The organism is Pedobacter folensis, from assembly GCF_056490665.1.
Map to the genome: position 1 here is coordinate 1,062,105 of NZ_JBWJIF010000003.1, position 17,132 is coordinate 1,079,236.

Annotated in this window: 13 protein-coding genes; 10 read left to right on the forward strand and 3 right to left on the reverse strand. The window is 41.0% G+C overall.

Annotation, left to right across the window (positions count from 1 at the left end; translation table 11 throughout):
- Nucleotides 1–24 precede the first annotated feature (24 nt).
- Together AC04QZ_RS19200 and AC04QZ_RS19205 are read left to right on the forward strand one after the other, a co-directional pair.
- Entirely contained in the window at nt 25–843 is an 819-nt protein-coding gene (locus AC04QZ_RS19200; protein WP_086545518.1) for an SDR family oxidoreductase, read from the forward strand.
- 595 nt (nt 844–1,438) lie between these two features.
- On the forward strand, nt 1,439–2,269 hold the full coding sequence (locus tag AC04QZ_RS19205; protein WP_478359066.1) for an alpha/beta hydrolase: 831 nt from the start codon (nt 1,439–1,441) through the stop codon (nt 2,267–2,269).
- 270 nt (nt 2,270–2,539) lie between these two features.
- Here AC04QZ_RS19205 and AC04QZ_RS19210 read toward each other — a convergent pair whose 3' ends face one another.
- Nucleotides 2,540–3,481 (reverse strand): ion channel, encoded by a 942-nt coding sequence (locus tag AC04QZ_RS19210; RefSeq protein WP_478359067.1) that lies wholly within the window; start codon nt 3,479–3,481, stop codon nt 2,540–2,542.
- Nucleotides 3,482–3,767: 286 nt separating this feature from the next.
- Here AC04QZ_RS19210 and trpD point away from each other — a divergent pair, with 286 nt between their 5' ends.
- The 4 genes from trpD (at nt 3,768) to trpA (ending at nt 7,487) form a co-directional block, all read left to right on the forward strand.
- Complete coding sequence (gene trpD, locus AC04QZ_RS19215; protein WP_478359068.1) at nt 3,768–4,757, forward strand: anthranilate phosphoribosyltransferase; 990 nt, start codon at nt 3,768–3,770, stop codon at nt 4,755–4,757.
- Entirely contained in the window at nt 4,751–5,380 is a 630-nt protein-coding gene (locus AC04QZ_RS19220) for a phosphoribosylanthranilate isomerase (protein WP_478359069.1), read from the forward strand. Before trpD ends, AC04QZ_RS19220 begins: the two co-directional genes overlap by 7 nt.
- 51 nt (nt 5,381–5,431) lie before the next feature.
- On the forward strand, nt 5,432–6,613 hold the full coding sequence (gene trpB / locus AC04QZ_RS19225) for a tryptophan synthase subunit beta (RefSeq protein ID WP_086545523.1): 1,182 nt from the start codon (nt 5,432–5,434) through the stop codon (nt 6,611–6,613).
- A gap of 106 nt (nt 6,614–6,719) precedes the next feature.
- Entirely contained in the window at nt 6,720–7,487 is a 768-nt protein-coding gene (trpA, locus tag AC04QZ_RS19230; RefSeq protein ID WP_478359070.1) for a tryptophan synthase subunit alpha, read from the forward strand.
- Nucleotides 7,488–7,997: 510 nt separating this feature from the next.
- Here trpA and AC04QZ_RS19235 read toward each other — a convergent pair.
- A complete protein-coding gene (locus tag AC04QZ_RS19235; RefSeq protein ID WP_478359071.1) occupies nt 7,998–9,476 on the reverse strand; it encodes a rhomboid family intramembrane serine protease in 1,479 nt (492 codons plus the stop codon).
- 72 nt (nt 9,477–9,548) lie between these two features.
- Nucleotides 9,549–9,992, reverse strand: coding sequence for an N-acetyltransferase family protein (locus AC04QZ_RS19240; protein ID WP_478359072.1), 444 nt, complete (start codon nt 9,990–9,992; stop codon nt 9,549–9,551).
- Between the two features lie 569 nt (nt 9,993–10,561).
- On the opposite strand from AC04QZ_RS19240, the gene AC04QZ_RS19245 reads away from it, so the two are divergent.
- The 4 genes from AC04QZ_RS19245 to AC04QZ_RS19260 all read left to right on the forward strand — a co-directional run bounded on the left by AC04QZ_RS19245 (nt 10,562) and on the right by AC04QZ_RS19260 (nt 17,059).
- The gene (locus AC04QZ_RS19245; protein ID WP_086545526.1) at nt 10,562–11,167 is read left to right on the forward strand and encodes a TetR/AcrR family transcriptional regulator; all 606 of its coding nucleotides are present in this window, start codon (nt 10,562–10,564) and stop codon (nt 11,165–11,167) included.
- Between the two features lie 71 nt (nt 11,168–11,238).
- Complete coding sequence (locus AC04QZ_RS19250) at nt 11,239–12,441, forward strand: efflux RND transporter periplasmic adaptor subunit (RefSeq protein WP_478359073.1); 1,203 nt, start codon at nt 11,239–11,241, stop codon at nt 12,439–12,441.
- Between the two features lie 24 nt (nt 12,442–12,465).
- Nucleotides 12,466–15,666, forward strand: a complete 3,201-nt coding sequence (locus AC04QZ_RS19255; protein ID WP_478359074.1) for an efflux RND transporter permease subunit — start codon at nt 12,466–12,468, stop codon at nt 15,664–15,666.
- Complete coding sequence (locus tag AC04QZ_RS19260; RefSeq protein ID WP_478359075.1) at nt 15,653–17,059, forward strand: TolC family protein; 1,407 nt, start codon at nt 15,653–15,655, stop codon at nt 17,057–17,059. Before AC04QZ_RS19255 ends, AC04QZ_RS19260 begins: the two co-directional genes overlap by 14 nt.
- Nucleotides 17,060–17,132 lie beyond the last annotated feature (73 nt).

Below are 17,132 nucleotides of genomic sequence, written 5' to 3' on the forward strand. Positions count from 1 at the left end.
TGATGCTCGCTACCTGATACTATAATGAATTTAAAAGAAAAAGTAATCATCATTACTGGCGCATCGAGCGGAATCGGAAAAGCTTGTGCCGAAGAATTTGCAAAACGTGGCGCCAATTTGGTTTTGGCTGCCCGCCAATATGTAACGCTTTGCGAAATTACGGCCGATCTGGAGAAAAAATATAATATCAGGGCTGTAGCTGTTCAGGCTGATGTAAGCAAAGAAACCGATTGCGAACTGATTATCAAACAGGCTTTGGTTTCGTTTCAAAAAATTGATGTGCTGGTTAATAATGCTGGATTATCGATGCGTGCACTGTTTAACGATTTAGATTTATCGGTGCTTAAAAACCTAATGGATGTGAACTTTTGGGGGACGGTTTACTGCACCAAATATGCTTTGCCTGAGATTTTGAAAACCAAAGGTACTGTGGTTGGCGTATCATCAATTGCAGGTTTTCGCGGTTTGCCGGGCAGAACAGGTTATTCGGCCTCTAAATTTGCAATGAACGGTTTTATGGAATCTTTGCGTACTGAATTACTTAAAACAGGTGTAAATGTACTTTTGGCCTGTCCGGGTTTTACGGCATCGAATATCCGTGTAACGGCTTTGTCTAAAGATGGTGCTGCACATGGCGAAACCAGCATGGATGAAGGTAAAATGATGACATCGGAAGAAGTAGCCAGCATTATTGCCGATGGTATTGAAAAACGCAAACGTACCTTAATCATGACCGGACAAGGAAAATTGGCGGTATGGATGAATAAACTTTTTCCAGCCTTTGTAGATAAAAAAGTTTTTGATCTGTTTGCGAAAGAAAAGAATCCGTTGATAAAAGGGTAGGAGGTTGAGGGTATAAAGGCGGAAGGTTTAGGGCGTAGGGGTAAATGGGGTTAGCGTGTAGCGGTTAGGGTTTAGCGTTTAGGGGGTAAAGTTTAAGGCGTAGGGTAGAAATAAAAATAGGTAGCCATTAATAATGAACAAATTATTTCGAGTATGGGTTTCCACCCAGCTAGGCCGAAGCATCGCATCCCCGTTCTACTTAAATCCGGCCTAACAAATTTTTCGGGTTCTACCAGTCTAGCCATCCCACTAGCTTCCAAAGAAAAATTTTCAGCCGGTGTTTTTTGTTTCTTTTTGACAGCAAAAAGAAAGAGCCCATCGGCGGCGGCGAGCCGAGGCAAGACTGTGCCGTTGGGAATAAAACATTTAGTATCATCAATATTGATTCCTTTTCTAATACCTTTAGACTCGAAATGACGAACATTTGATCTACCCTATAATACCATATCTGAATTTTGGTAGCCAACTAAATACATTCTTGGATAAATAGCCACTTGATCCCGATGTGAAATCGGTACAGGGTGACGAGTCAATTATGAAAATCCACATCTACAACAATTTCGTTTATTCACTGTTGAAATGATAAACCTTTTTTATGTATAAACCCCTTGTTCTATTGATGCTCTTGTTTCAAACGATACTTTCTGTTGCGCAGGTTAAAAAAGTAAAAAATATCAATTACGCGGGCAATGCTGATGAAGCCAATACGCTGAATATTTTTTATAAAAACGATAGCATCAAAAATAAACCTGTTCTGGTTTTTATTCATGGCGGCTCATGGAGCAGCGGGAAGAAAGAAACTTATTGGTGGTTGGGCCGAAACTTCGCGCGGAAAGGTGTAGTTACCGTCATTATCAATTACCCATTGGCACCAAATGTTCAATATGAAAAAATGGGTGATGACTGCGCTTTGGCAATAAAATGGGTTAAAGCGCATATTACGGATTATAAAGCAAGTGCAGATAAAATTTTTGTAATGGGACATTCGGCGGGAGCTCACCTGGCCGAATTGATCAATGCTGATCCTAAATATTTTAACAAAGCTGGAATTAAAAATCCGATTAAAGGTGTAATCCTGAACGATCCTTTTGGGCTGGATATGAACGAATATTTAACCACGGCCGAAAAAGACCATTTTTATTTTGATTTCATCAGAACCTTTACCGATCAGCCTGCGGTTTGGAAAGTAGCTTCGCCGTTGGATTATGTGAGCAATATTAAAAACCCGCACTTACTTTTTTATGGAAGCAAAACTTATGGCGCCATTAAATTGCAAACCCCAAGTTTATACGAAAAGCTTAAAGCTAACCATGTTTCGGTAGAAATAAAGGAGATTAAAGGCAAAAGCCATGTACCGATGATTAGCCAGATGATTTTTGGTGGAAATCAGTTGTATCAGGATATTTTGGATTTTATAGGGCGTTGATTAACAGCCCGCCTGCGGACACCCCACTGGAAGAGGGGAATACAAATCGCATAGAAACTATGAGGGGGAATTCCCCTCCTTTGGAGGGGTGCCTGTAAGGCGGGGTGGTTCCTGGTTAATGCACTAGCCCAACCCACCTAAACCCGACAGTAGCGGGCATCCCGATTCTTCATCGGGATAAAGCGTATGGCGGGACTATCGCAACCGATTAGCACTGAAACCTGCTTTCCAAAAACAAAAAAAAATCCCTCAAAATAGGAAAGAAGGAACTTACACCGTCCGCGTAACCTTATCCAGCTTACTGTAATCCATTACCATTTTACCCGCCTCGTTATGGTAATACATTTTATCAAACTTAGCATCCATTTCGATTTCCTCATCCTGATAACTGGTTCTGGTATGAATGTGTTGTGAAAAAGTATCATCAAAAGCCTTAAGCATCACAAAAATTTCTACCTCTGCCTGTTGCAACTCCGTTAACGATTTTTCGTAAAACGGACTGTCTTCTGTAATGGGATGTACCAATGTCCAGTTTAAAGACAGGATGCCGATTTTATCACGCTCCAGTGCCAAAGGATAAAATCTTCTCACCTGTTTGCCATCAACCGTTTCGTTGTACGACATTACCATTTGTACCTCTACCTCGATGAGCTGATTCCGTCTTAAGTTAACCAAACGGCACATTAAGCCATGGCCTTTCTCATAAGGCGCAATCACCATTTTTTTACTAAAACTTACCTTAGATGTAGGTCGGCTGAAACGGCCGTACAATAAACCTGTAGCTAGTGCAAAAGCCAGCAGGCCCAGCATACTTTCGAATGCCGCCAGGATACTCGTGATAAAACCCTGTGGCGAAATGTGACCATAACCTACTGTAGAAATGGTTTGGGCAGAAAAGAAAAATGCATCAAAAAACTGATCGCGTAGTGTTAAACCTTTAGCACCTTCCAGGTTTTCGATTCCAACCACATTATATAATACTGCGAATATGGTATTCACAATGAGGTAGGCGACAAGAATAACAAAGAAAAACCGCGGCCAACTCATGGTAACCAGTCGGGTGTAGGTATCATCGAACTTAAACCAGGGCAGGCCCGTACGCTCGATATTTGCAGAACCATCGGGGTTAAGCATGCGCTGGTTTTTGGTAACGGGATTGGATCCGAAACCGAAATCATCATTAAACTGTACTTTTCTTTTAAAGAAAGCCATATATTTTTAGAAAGATTTTGGAATATTAAAAAACTATGTCAATATTTGCTTTATACAAACATGATAATTAAAAACTTAAATAACAATTGGTGGTGGCATAACGAAATTCGTTAGGCAAATTCTATTGTTATATATTTTATAATATTTTAAACACAACGAAGAGGATTGCCCAAAAAGCAATCCTTTTTTTATGCAATTTTTTTGAAGTCGTCATGCTGATTTAGTTCAGCATCTATTTAAAAGATTCTGAATCAAGTTCAGAATGACGGAAATGAGTATACAAAACATGAAAAAAATATTAAACCATTTATTCGAGAACAAGAGTTTTAGCAGGGAAGAGGCCAGGAACATTTTAATCTCCATTTCTGAAGGGGCATTTAATTCTTCACAAATTGCTGCTTTTATTACGGCTTATGCCATGCGTAATATTACGGTACAGGAGTTACAGGGTTTTCGGGATGCGATGCTTGATATGTGCGTTAAAGTAAACTTGTCGGGTTACGATTTGATTGATCTTTGTGGTACCGGAGGTGATGGTAAAGACACTTTCAATATTTCCACCCTGTCTTCATTTGTGGTGGCAGGTGCTGGTCATCATGTAGCCAAACACGGTAATTATGGCGTTTCTTCGGGCTGTGGCTCTTCTAATGTAATGGAATATTTAGGTTATACTTTTACCAATAATGAGGATACATTAAAGCGTAATTTAGATGCTGCAGGAATCTGTTTTTTACATGCACCACTGTTTAATCCGGCAATGAAAATTGTAGCACCAATCCGTAAGGACCTGGGCGTAAAAACATTTTTCAATATGCTGGGGCCAATGGTTAACCCCGGACAGCCAAAATACCAGATGGTAGGTGTGTTCAGTTTGGAACTAGCACGCTTATACGCCTATTTATATCAGGATACGGATAAAAGTTATACCATTGTACATGCACTGGAGGGTTATGATGAAGTTTCGTTAACCTGCGATGTGAAAACCTTTTCGAATAAGGGGGAGCAGATTTTAACCCTTCAGGATATGGGCTTTGATAAGGTGGAGGTGAATGCGATTAAAGGTGGCGATACCGTAGAGTCATCAGCCAAAATATTTATGGATGTTTTAAATGGTGAAGCTACAGATGTACAGAACAATGTGGTGTTGTGTAATTCAGCATTGGCCATTAAAACCATAAAACCACAACAATCTTTTGCCGATTGTTTTTATGAAGCGGAAGAATCGTTAATGAGCAAAAAAGCACTTAACAGTTTCAAACAACTATTGGCATGTTAAAGTTAAAAGTTTGCGGCATGCGTTTGGCCGCCAATATTGCTGCGGTTGCAGAATTGCAGCCAGATTACCTGGGTTTTATCTTTTATGAAAAATCGCCCAGACTGATCAGCGATGTTTCTGCTGAATTGATCAAATACATTCCATCCGAGATTAAAACCGTAGGCGTTTTTGTAAATGAAGACTTAGAAAAAGTAAAGGATAAAGTAAACACATTGAAGCTAAAGGCTGTTCAGTTACATGGCAGCGAATCGCCTGAATACTGTGCAGCATTAAAAACGGCCTTTGGCTCCTTACAAGTAATCAAAGCATTTGGAATAGATGAGGATTTCGATTTTTCTGAGCTGGAAACTTATTTAGATGTGGCAGATTATTTCCTGTTCGATACCAAAACCAAAGCACATGGTGGATCGGGAAAAACATTCGATTGGTCTGTTTTAGACCGATATACTTATACCAAACCTTACTTTTTAAGTGGCGGAATTGACTTAGAACATGCCCCGGCCATAAAAAACATAAATGACGAACGTTTATATGCATTGGACATCAATAGCAGATTTGAAATTGAACCAGGCTTAAAAGATGCAGAGAAGATTAAAGAATTTATAAAAGAAATGAATAAATAAGTTGTTATTCATAACCCCTGGTTTCAACCAAGGGAAGGAAAAGAAAAAAACATGAAATACAAAGTAAACGAAAAAGGATATTATGGAGATTTTGGTGGCGCGTACATCCCCGAAATGCTTTATCCAAACGTAGAAGAATTGCGTCAAAACTATTTAAAGATTATTGATGATGCCGATTTTCAAAAGGAATTTCATCAATTATTGAAAGATTATGTTGGCCGTCCTTCGCCTTTATATCTTGCCAAAAGGTATTCGGAAAGATATGGTGCCAATATTTTCTTAAAAAGAGAAGATTTAAACCACACCGGTGCACATAAGATCAACAACACCATCGGACAGATTTTACTGGCTGAAAAGCTGGGCAAAAAAAGAATCATCGCCGAAACAGGCGCTGGTCAGCATGGTGTAGCCACGGCAACGGTATGTGCGCTACGTAACCTGGAGTGTGTTATTTACATGGGTGAAGTTGATATCGAACGCCAGGCACCGAATGTGGCCCGTATGAAAATGTTGGGCGCCAAGGTGGTTCCGGCAAGTTCAGGGAGTAAAACCTTAAAAGATGCCACTAATGAGGCGATGCGCGATTGGATCAACAATCCGGTTGATACGCATTACATTATTGGTTCGGTGGTTGGTCCGCATCCTTACCCTGATATGGTAGCGATTTTCCAGTCGATTATCTCGGAAGAAACCAAAAAACAACTATTGGAGCAAACCGGAAGCGATCAGCCTGATTATGTTTTGGCTTGCGTAGGTGGTGGCAGTAACGCCATGGGTATGTTTTACCATTTTATGGATGATGAAAATGTGAAACTCATCGCGGTTGAAGCTGCGGGAAAAGGGGTATCGAGTGGGTTTTCTGCAGCAACCACTTACCTGGGTAAAGAAGGTGTGCTCCATGGCAGCAGAAGCATTTTAATGCAAACGGAAGACGGACAGGTGGTGGAACCGCATTCGGTTTCTGCCGGATTGGATTACCCGGGGATTGGTCCACAACATGCACATTTGTTTAAAACCGGTCGCGGACAATATGTTTCCATCACCGATGAAGAAAGTTTAGATGCAGGTTTGCTTTGCACCCAATTGGAAGGGATTATTCCGGCGATAGAAAGTGCACACGCCCTGGCTTACTTAGAAAAAATGGAATTTAAAGGTGGCGAAAACGTAGTGGTTTGCCTTTCAGGTCGTGGCGACAAGGATCTGGATACTTATATTAAATATTTTAACTTATAGATATGAGATAATAGATGTGAGACATGAGACGATGGACTTTCTGATAAGCACTTAATCTCCCATCTCACATCTCCCATCTCACGTCTCACATTTCAAGGCTAAAAAAATGAACCGAATTAAACAACTCTTCCAGGAGAAGAAAAATATATTATCAATTTATTATACCGCTGGTTATCCAAATACTGGCGATACCCTGCAAATTGCAGAGGCATTGGAGCAATCGGGCGCCGATATGCTCGAAATAGGGTTCCCTTACTCAGATCCAGTTGCTGATGGACCGGTAATTCAGGCGAGTAGCAAACAGTCATTAGATCAAGGGATGACGCTTCAGTTGCTTTTCGAACAGCTGAAAGACTTGCGCAAAAAGGTAAGTATTCCTGTTTTGTTAATGGGTTATGTAAACCCTGTTTTGCAGTTTGGCGTAGAAAAGTTCTGTGAAGCCTGTGCCGAAGTAGGCGTAGATGGTTGTATTGTTCCCGATTTGCCGATGGTAGAATACGAGGAGTTTTATAAAGATTGCTTCGAAAAACATAACCTGAGCAATGTGTTTTTAATCACCCCTCAAACAGCTGGAGAACGGATCCATAAAATTGACGGTTTAACCAATGGATTTATCTATTTGTTATCATCATCGGCTACTACGGGTAAAAACCTCGAAGTAGGCAATACCACTGAAGCCTATTTCAGCAGGATTAAAAACCTGAACCTGAAGAATCCAACAATGATTGGTTTCGGGATCAGCGATAAACAAACTTTTGATAAGGCCTGTTCGTATGCGAATGGTGCTATTATCGGTACAGCTTTCGTTAAAGCCATCGCTGATGGGAATTTAGCAGAAAGTGTGAGCAATTTCATGAAGAAGTTTAAGGATTAGTGTTTTACCAGAAAGGCACATTCAGTCGGTTCGTCATATCGACCGTAGCGGAGAAATCTAACTAGATAGATCTCTCCGCTTCACTGCGTTCCGGTCGAGATGACGGTCAATCTATCGGGTCGTCGCCTTGAACTTGTTTTACTGTGTAGCTTTCCGCTTCGCTCAAGGTTTTAATGGTTAAAACTTTTATTATAGTTTTTCACCATATAAGGAATGTAAGAACATATTAGGCATTGAGCTTATATGCAACTTATATAGCTTATATGGTTTATTCTTTTGACGGTTATTATTTAGGCAGATTACTTTGTATCTGGTAATTAATAAACTAATAAAACATCTCCGTGTTAATCTGTGCCTCCGTGGCAATAAAGTTCATTAGCCATCTGTTCATTGGTTATATGATGCTCATCGGCTGAAAAAGCCTTTTCGAAGTGACAATCACTCCCGCGGTTCGTCACCCTGAACTTGTTTCAGGGTCTTTGCTGCTAAGGGTAGCTGCGTTTTGGAACATCATTTAGGCTCCTCAAAAGATTTTAGTGTAGATTCTATTTGTTTATTTATTTTAATAATGTCAGCATCGTATTGATGCGAATTTTCGTCGATTGCCTTATACATCAGTTCGTAAGCCTTAATGCGTAAATTACAATATTCTTTTAAAACCTTATCGCGCTCTCTAACAAATGGTGGCAGGTTTAGTTGCTCTAAACTGTCTAATAAACTAATATTTTCATTCCAGTAATAAATTCCGCGGTTACGGATCTCATACAACACGTCTTCTTTTTTTGCATCTTTTTCAAGCGTATAAATGCCAAGCGCCATTGTTTCCAAAACCTTGAAACGCTCAAACCTTTTATCGTATGCTGTTAAACTTTCTGCATTGGGAATCGATTTAATCACACCAAAAGATGAAAAAAACATTAATATGCACAATGCAGCAATAGAAATAACCTCTAAGGATGGCTTTTCTGGTTTCCTTAAGCTAGGGATTAAGGCATAGCCGATTACCAATCCAGAAACTAATCCGCCGATATGGGCTGCATTATCTATACCGCCTGTCAAGCCGTAAGCTAAATTATAAACCACAAAAATGCCAATACTCGTTAATAATTCCTTTCTGGTTTCCTTTTCGATCAGATCGGTAGTAAGTAAGGCAAGGAAAACACCATATAGACCAAAAATGGCGCCAGATGCCCCCGCACTGATGGTTTGCTCGTGCCACCATGTACTTGCCAGGCTGGCTCCGATACCGGTTAATAAGTAGGCCGCAATAAACTTGCCTTTTCCTAGCATTGGTTCTAACAAAACCCCAACATATAACAATGCATACATATTAAAAAGGAGGTGTAATAGGCCAATATGTAAAAAACAGTTGGTAATTAATCGCCAATATTGCCCGATGGAAATTAGCGGACGGAAGTTGGCGCCCCAGTTAATGAGGATTTCAGAACTCGGCGAAAAAATGTCTGCACCACCAATAGCCATCAGAATAAAGATCAGAATGTTTAGGTTGATCAGTATTGGGGTGAAAAAGAAATCTTTCTTTGGAATAAACAGCGAAAAGAAATTTTTAATCTTCTGCGTGGCAGATTCTGCCGGGATTTTCAGCAGGTCGGCAGCCGCTAAATCGAATGAGCTGTATAACTCCTGTGATTTAACCGAAAGTTCCTCAGGCGATAATTCAGACTGTACAGTAGAGAAAGCATCTAAAAAAGTTCGGACATTTTTTTTGTTCTTGTTAAAATCAATCATTTCGCCACCTATTGATTCACTCGAAAGTATGGCAGTCTGATCTTCAATAATCAGTTTAATTTCACTATTTGAATTAAAAGAAGAAGTACCGCTTTGGGCGATAAAACCACTCGCACTTTGATAAAGAATGGTCCAGTTGAGTTGTGTGGCCGTCTGGATTGCTATCGTTAAGAATTCTAGTCCGGTTAATTCATGTAAGGGAATCTCTTCCCGATGCTTAGGAGTAATGCCTATTGCCATAATAAAGAGCGTTAATATTTTTTCGACAAATATAAAAGATTGATCTATATGATCTGTTTTTGTAGGTGCTGTTTAAAGAAGATGTTTCACCCAATCCGCATAAGTCATTTCAAATTTTACTTCACCTTTGTTGACCAAACCAACGTTTTTCCAGCCTTGCCGGGTATAAAACTCTTCCGCGCGGGTATTGGGCGAGGTACCCAACCAAACCGTTTCCTGGGTTTGACTGAAATACCAGTCCATCATCAATCGGTGCAGTTCTTTACCAATGCCTTTACCTTCAATTTCAGGACGAAGAAATAAAGCCCAGATGTTATGTTCTTTCAGGTCAACAATGGAAAAACCAACCAGTTCTCCATCCACTTCGCAAACCCATCCTTTGCCGCGCTGCGTCATAAATTCTTCGCAATCTTTGTCAGTCACCAGCGCGGGATCAGACAAAGTGTTCTCTTTTACCGTATGCCTGACAATTTGTATCGCAGGTATGTCAGTTAGGCGTGCTTCCCGGAATATCATTTTACTAAGATAATGATTGGTTGGTATTTATTATCATCCTGTGAGGGAATGGAGCGCAATTGCAGTGCTCATCAGTTTCAATGTTCCCGCTTTCCTTTCTGCCCCCGATGAAATATCGGCGGCATCCATTCAATCGGGGACTAGGCACAAAGTTTATTGCCAACAGGCGTGGACCAACGTTTAATAAACCTGACAGCAGCGGCAGCCCCATCATGATTTTTATATCGGGATCATGAGGGCTACAGCGAATGGCAGGGCTTTCGGAACCGATAAATACCGGAACCTGCTTTTCAAAAAAATATGACTTCGTTCTCTTTAACTGGCTACACTGCCAAAAAGACTGCGGCAGTTGCTTTTCAAAGTAAAAAAATGTCAGCCCTGTCAGTTGAGAAAAAAACATCATCCTATTCTTTCAAAATATTGCCATGATTAAAAAAGCTTGTTTAAATGCTAACAGAGCCCTTTTTCTTTCTGAAAAACGCGATATGACAAATGAATGATTGTGAATTCTGGAATTGGTTCTACATTTGCTTAACGGTGTTAGATTATTTACACCTAATATTCCAGTCATGGGAAGTAAAGAAAGAATTCTACGTTTAAAAGATGAAACCAGAACAAAAATTCTGGATGCTGCCTTGAACATTGTTCAAACAGAGGGCTGGCAGGCATTAAGTATGCGTAAAATTGCCGACCAGATTGAATATACTGCACCGATTATTTACGAGTACTTTTCTAACAAAGATGGCATCTTGCTGGAACTCACCAGGAGAGGGTATTTAATGTTGGCCAAAGATATCCGCGAAGCCAGGGATAAACACGAATCTCCGGAAGATAAAATGGAAGCCATGTGGATTGCCTACTGGAACTTCGCCTTTGCCCACAAAGAATTTTATCAGCTGATGTACGGTGTAGATATGGTTTGTTGTACCGTTAAAAATTCGATGCCTGAAGCCGAAAACGTAGGCAGTATGTTGGGCGATGTAATCGAATCGTTATTTGAGAAGAAACCAGTTTCGGACAATGATATCTGCATGAAGTATTACACCTATTGGTCGATCATTCATGGCTTGATTTCCATCAATTTAGTTCGCCCCAACGGAAGAACAACTGACGAGTTAAACCAGCAAATTTTAAAAGATGCCATCAAGGGCATTACGTTATCTATTAACAGTTAATATTTTTTTTACACAGTAATTTAACACTGTTAGATTATTTATACACTATAATTCCAATTAAATTTAATCATATGAAATCTCTACATCGCTTGTACCCATTACTTAACACTGTTAAACAGTTTAATAGTATTAAGTTATTGTTAACAATTTCTCTTCTATCTATAATTTTGGTGAGCTGTAAGTCATCTCCGGAGCAATCAGCAGCTGCACCACCGCCACCTGCACTGCCTGTAAGTGCGATTAACTCGAGTACAGAAACCACCTATATCGAATATCCGGCCTCTATTCAGGGTGCTGTTGATATCGACGTTCGTCCGCAGGTGAGTGGTTATTTACAAAGTGTACTGGTTAACGAAGGCGCTTATGTAACGGCAGGACAAACCCTGTTCAAAATCAATGAAAACCCTTATCGCGAGGCATTAAACAATGCTAAAGCAAGTTTACACGCAGCAGAAGCGGCTATCTTAAACGCTCAGTTGGAAGTGGATAAGTTAACCCCTCTTGTTCAGAATAAAGTAGTTTCTGATTTTCAGTTGAAGACGGCTAAAACGGCTTATAAAATCGCCCAGGCAAATGCCGAACAAGCTAAAGCCAGTGTGGCTTCGGCACAGATTAACTTAGGTTATACCAATGTTAAGGCTACGGTGAGCGGTTACATTGGCCGTATCCCGAAGAAACAGGGAAGTTTAGTTTCACCAACTGATCAGGTAGCGTTAACACAATTATCAGATATCCACGAAGTGCATGTTTATTTCGCCCTGGCTGAAAACGACTTCAACAACTTTAATGCCAACTACCCGGGTAAAAGTCCTGCCGACCGGATTAAACATTTACCAGCGGTTGAACTTTTATTGGCCGATAACTCAGCTTATCCAATCAAAGGTAAAATCGATATGATTGATGGTCAGTTTGATAAAAACACCGGTGCCATTACTTTAAGGGCCAGTTTCCCTAATGCCAGCGGAATCCTTCGCTCAGGTAATACGGGTAAAATCCGTTTAGGTTTACAACACGATGATGCCATTCTGGTACCGCAATCTTCGACGGTAGAAATGCAGGATAAGGTATTTGTGTTTACCGTTGGCGACAGCAGTAAGGTGAGAAAACAAGCCATTACCATTGTGGGTAAAGCCGGCGAAAATTACCTGGTTAAGGACGGGGTAAAAGCTGGTGATCAGATCGTGTTAAGCGGCGTTGATAAATTACAGGAGGGTATGGTAATCCAGCCTCAAAAAGCAGCAGATAAAGTAGCTGTTGCCAAAACAAAAAAATAATAAACCACTAAAGTTTAAGCAATCATGTTTCAGAAATTTATAGACAGGCCTGTACTTTCGACTGTTATTTCCATCTTATTGGTAATAGTTGGTATACTGGGCTTAACCAAGTTGCCCTTAGAGCGCTTTCCAAATATCGCACCTCCGTCGGTATTGGTAACTGCGGTATACCCTGGGGCCAATGCCGAAACGATTTTACGTTCGGTAACTCCATCATTGGAGGAAGCCATTAATGGTGTGGAGAACATGACCTACATGACCTCCAGCGCCAGTAATGATGGTACCCTGGCGATCACGGTATACTTTCAGCAAGGTACCAACCCCGATCAGGCCGCAGTTAACGTGCAAAACCGGGTTTCACAGGCCACCAGTCAACTGCCTGCAGAGGTAGTACAATATGGTATCACCACCACAAAACAGCAAAACAGTTTTATTGGCGCAATCGGGGTTTACTCGGAAGATCCAAAAAAATACGATGCGGTTTTTGTCAATAACTATGCACAAATCAATATCATTCCCGAACTCAAACGTATCCCGGGTGTAGGTTCGGCCAGCGTATTTGGTGGTATTAAAGATTATTCGATGCGTATTTGGTTAAACCCAAGTCAATTGGCTACTTATAAAATTACTCCTAATGAAGTGATCACCGCCATTCAGGACAAAAACCTGGAAGCGGCTCCGGGCAGATTTGGAGAAAGAAGTAGTGAGGCTTTTGAATACATCATTAAATATAAAGGTAAGCTGACCAAACCAGAGGAATATCAGAATATCGCGATCCGCTCTAATGCAGATGGTTCTATCTTGCGTTTAAAAGATGTGGCCCGTGTTGAATTGGGTGCATACAGTTATGGTAGTGTAAACCGTTTAAACGGACATGACGGGATTACTATTGGTGTAATCCAGTTATCAGGCTCAAATGCCAACGAAATCCAGATTGCCATTGATAAACTGTTAGCGAAACTTTCAAAAGATTTCCCGGCAGGTATTAAACACAATCAGTTTTACCGTACCAAAACCGATCTTGACGAATCCATCAATCAGGTGGAGCACACTTTGATCGAAGCCTTTTTACTGGTATTTATCGTTGTATTTATCTTCCTTCAGGATTTCAGGTCAACTTTAATTCCAGCAATTGCCGTTCCGGTGGCGATTATCGGTACATTCTTTTTCATGCAGCTGTTCGGCTTCTCGGTTAACCTTTTAACGCTGTTTGCATTGGTACTCGCCATTGGTATTGTGGTGGATGATGCGATTGTGGTCGTCGAAGCGGTGCATGCCAAAATGGAAGAAAACCCTTCACTTAGTCCGAGGGCCGCCACTACCGAAGCGATGAACGAAATTACCGGGGCCATTATATCGATTACCCTGGTGATGGCGGCCGTATTTTTACCGGTTGGTTTTATGACCGGCTCAACAGGTATCTTTTACAAACAGTTTGCCTTAACCATGGCCATTGCCATCATTATATCGGCTGTTAACGCCTTAACTTTAAGTCCTGCTTTGGCAGCCTTATTTTTAAAGAACAAACATGCCGAAGGTGGTCATCAGGCACCTAAAAAAGGTTTTGTAGAAAAGTTTTATGCAGGTTTTAACGGTGGTTTCAATTATATGACCAACCGTTATATCGGCGGCTTAAGAGTATTAATCCGCAATAAATGGATCAGTATGGGCGGGCTTGCTTTAATCGTTTTGGTTACCATTTTTCTGGTAGGCAGAACCAAAACAGGCTTTATTCCGACAGAAGATCAGGGTTTTGTGGCGATCGCGGTGGCCAGTCCATCAGGAACATCTTTAGCCAATACCAATAAAATATTAAAACAGGCTGAAGCAGAGTTGAGGGCGATGCCATCAGCACGATTTGTAATGTCGCTGGCCGGTTATAACTTTTTAACGGCATCCAACAGTCCATCGGCTGGTCAGATTTTCTTATTGTTAAAACCAAACGACGAAAGGGGAGCGGTCAAAAATATTGATGAAATCCAGAATATCGTAAGGGCTAAAATGGCGGCTATCTCTGCCGGTACTTTCTTTGTATTCAGTTTCCCTACGGTTCCGGGCTTTAGTAATGTGGAGGCCATGAACGTGATGTTACAGGATAAAACGAATGGCAGACTGGATAAATTTAGTGGGGTTGCAAATAACTTTATCGCCAAGTTAATGGCAAAACCGGCTATTGCTTATGCTTTTACTTCTTATAAAGCAGATTATCCGCAATTACAACTGGATGTTAACGATGAAAAAGCCGATCAGCTGGGCGTAAGTAAAAAAGATATCTTACAAACGATGCAGACTTATTTTGGTACGGCACAGGCATCAGATTTTAACCGCTTTGGTAAATACTACCGTGTAGTGGTTCAGGCGGATGTTGCCGATAGAACTGATCCTGCGAGTATCGACCGTGTGTTTGTGAAAAACAAATCTGGAGAAAGTGTGCCCATTAGTACGCTGGTTAAATTAACCCGTGTATATGGTTCGGAAACGGCTTCACGTTATAACCTGTTTAACTCGATCGAAGTCAATGCGATTCCTAAACCAGGTTTCAGTTCTGGTGATGCGATTAAAGCGATCGAAGAAACCGCCAGAGAACAATTGCCAACCGGTTATGCTTACGAATTCTCGGGACAAACCCGTGAGGAAATTTCTTCAGGCGGACAGTCGACGGTGATCTTCCTGTTATGTTTAGTGTTTGTTTACTTCTTATTATCGGCACAGTATGAGAGTTATATCCTGCCATTAGCGGTAATCTTATCTATCCCTACAGGTGTATTCGGTGTGTTTGTGGTATTGGGTTTAACCGGTATTGAGAATAACATTTATGTACAGGTAGCGCTGATTATGCTGATCGGATTGCTTGCTAAAAATGCCATCCTGATTGTGGAGTTTGCGGTACAGCGACGAAAGGCAGGACTGAGTTTGGTTAATGCAGCCATAGAAGCAGCGCGATTAAGGATCAGACCGATCATTATGACCTCACTGGCCTTTGTGTTTGGTTTATTCCCGATGAGTATTGCCACGGGTCCATCGGCACAGGGTAACCACTCCATCAGTATTGGTGCTGCAGGAGGTATGGTATCGGGTGTAATTTTAGGTTTGTTCATCATTCCGGTACTCTTTGTCATCTTCCAGGCTTTACAGGAAAAAATATCAAAAAAATCAAGAAATGAGGTTGTTCATCATCATGGAGAACCTGTCAATAATAATCATGTAGTTTATGAAACGGTTTAATATTTTTACCATCCTGCTCCTGGCTTTAATCTGGAGCGGATGTTCGGTTTCGAAAGATACAGCCTTGCCCAATGTGGCACCGGGCTTGTTCAGAAACACATTACCTAAAGATTCTTCAAGTGTTGGCGGTATGCCTTTGAAGAGTTTTATCAACGACCTTACTGTTCAAAATTTAATTGATACCGCTTTGGTTAAGAATTACGATATGCAAATTGCATTGAAAAATATCGATGCCGCTGAAGTATTGTTTAAACAATCGAAATTGGGTTATTTGCCTGAATTGAAATTACAGGTGGCAGCGAGTTCGAGCCGTCCGTCTGATAACAGTTTAAATGGTTTAAGCCTGAACCAGTTTACGGGTTCGAGTCACATCGAAGATTACAATGCGAATCTGGGTGTGGTTTGGGAAGCCGATATCTGGGGTAAAATCCGCAATCAAAAAGCTGGCGCTTTAGCCAGTTTTTTGCAGACAGAAGAAGCCCGTAAAGCCGTTCAAACCCGTTTGGTTGCCAATGTGGCACAGGGTTATTACAACCTGTTAATGCTTGATGCGCAACTGGAAATTGCCAAAAAGAACTTAAAGCTTAACGACAGCACATTAAGGATTATCAATTTACAGTTCGATGCCGGTCAGGTTACTTCCTTAGCCATTCAGCAGGCACAGGCACAGCAATTGGTGGCGGCACAGCTGATCCCCCGTTTAGAGCAGAATGTAACTTTACAGGAGAATGCTTTAAGTGTATTGATTGGTACCTTGCCTAAAGCGATTAACCGCGATAGCCGTCTGGATAAAATGAGTATTCCACAGGAATTAAACGCAGGTTTTCCTTCAGCGATGTTAAGCCGCAGACCGGATATTAAAAGTGCTGAACTAGCTTTAACCATTGCCAATGCGAAGGTTGGGGTAGCGAAAGCGAGTTTATATCCATCGCTGGTGATTACCGCCAGCGGAGGCATCAACTCTTTTAAAGCGAGCAACTGGTTTAATGTACCGGCATCTTTATTCGGTTTGGTTGGGGCAGGGATTACGCAACCGATTTTTCAAAGAGGTCAGTTGAAAACTTCTCTGGAACTGGCTAAAATCGACCGTGAGAAATCAGTGATCCAGTTCCGTCAGTCGGTATTGAATGCGGTTGGTGAAGTGTCGGATGAGTTAACGAAAGTAGAGAAGTTAAAGACTCAATACAGTATCGCGGAGAAAAGGGCGCAGACTTTACAACAGGCCTCGAAAAATGCAAGTTTATTATTCAAAAGCGGTATGGCTAATTATTTAGAGGTAATTACGGCACAAGGCAATTTATTGCAGAGCGAACTGGAGTTAACGACGATTAAAACGGAGCAGTTAAATGCAGTTGTTGGTTTGTACCGCTCGTTAGGCGGTGGCTGGAATTAATTTGTAAATCCTATATATGAGCCTATAACATCTTTAAGATTTATAGGCTTGTGTATAAATTTAGGCACTAAGA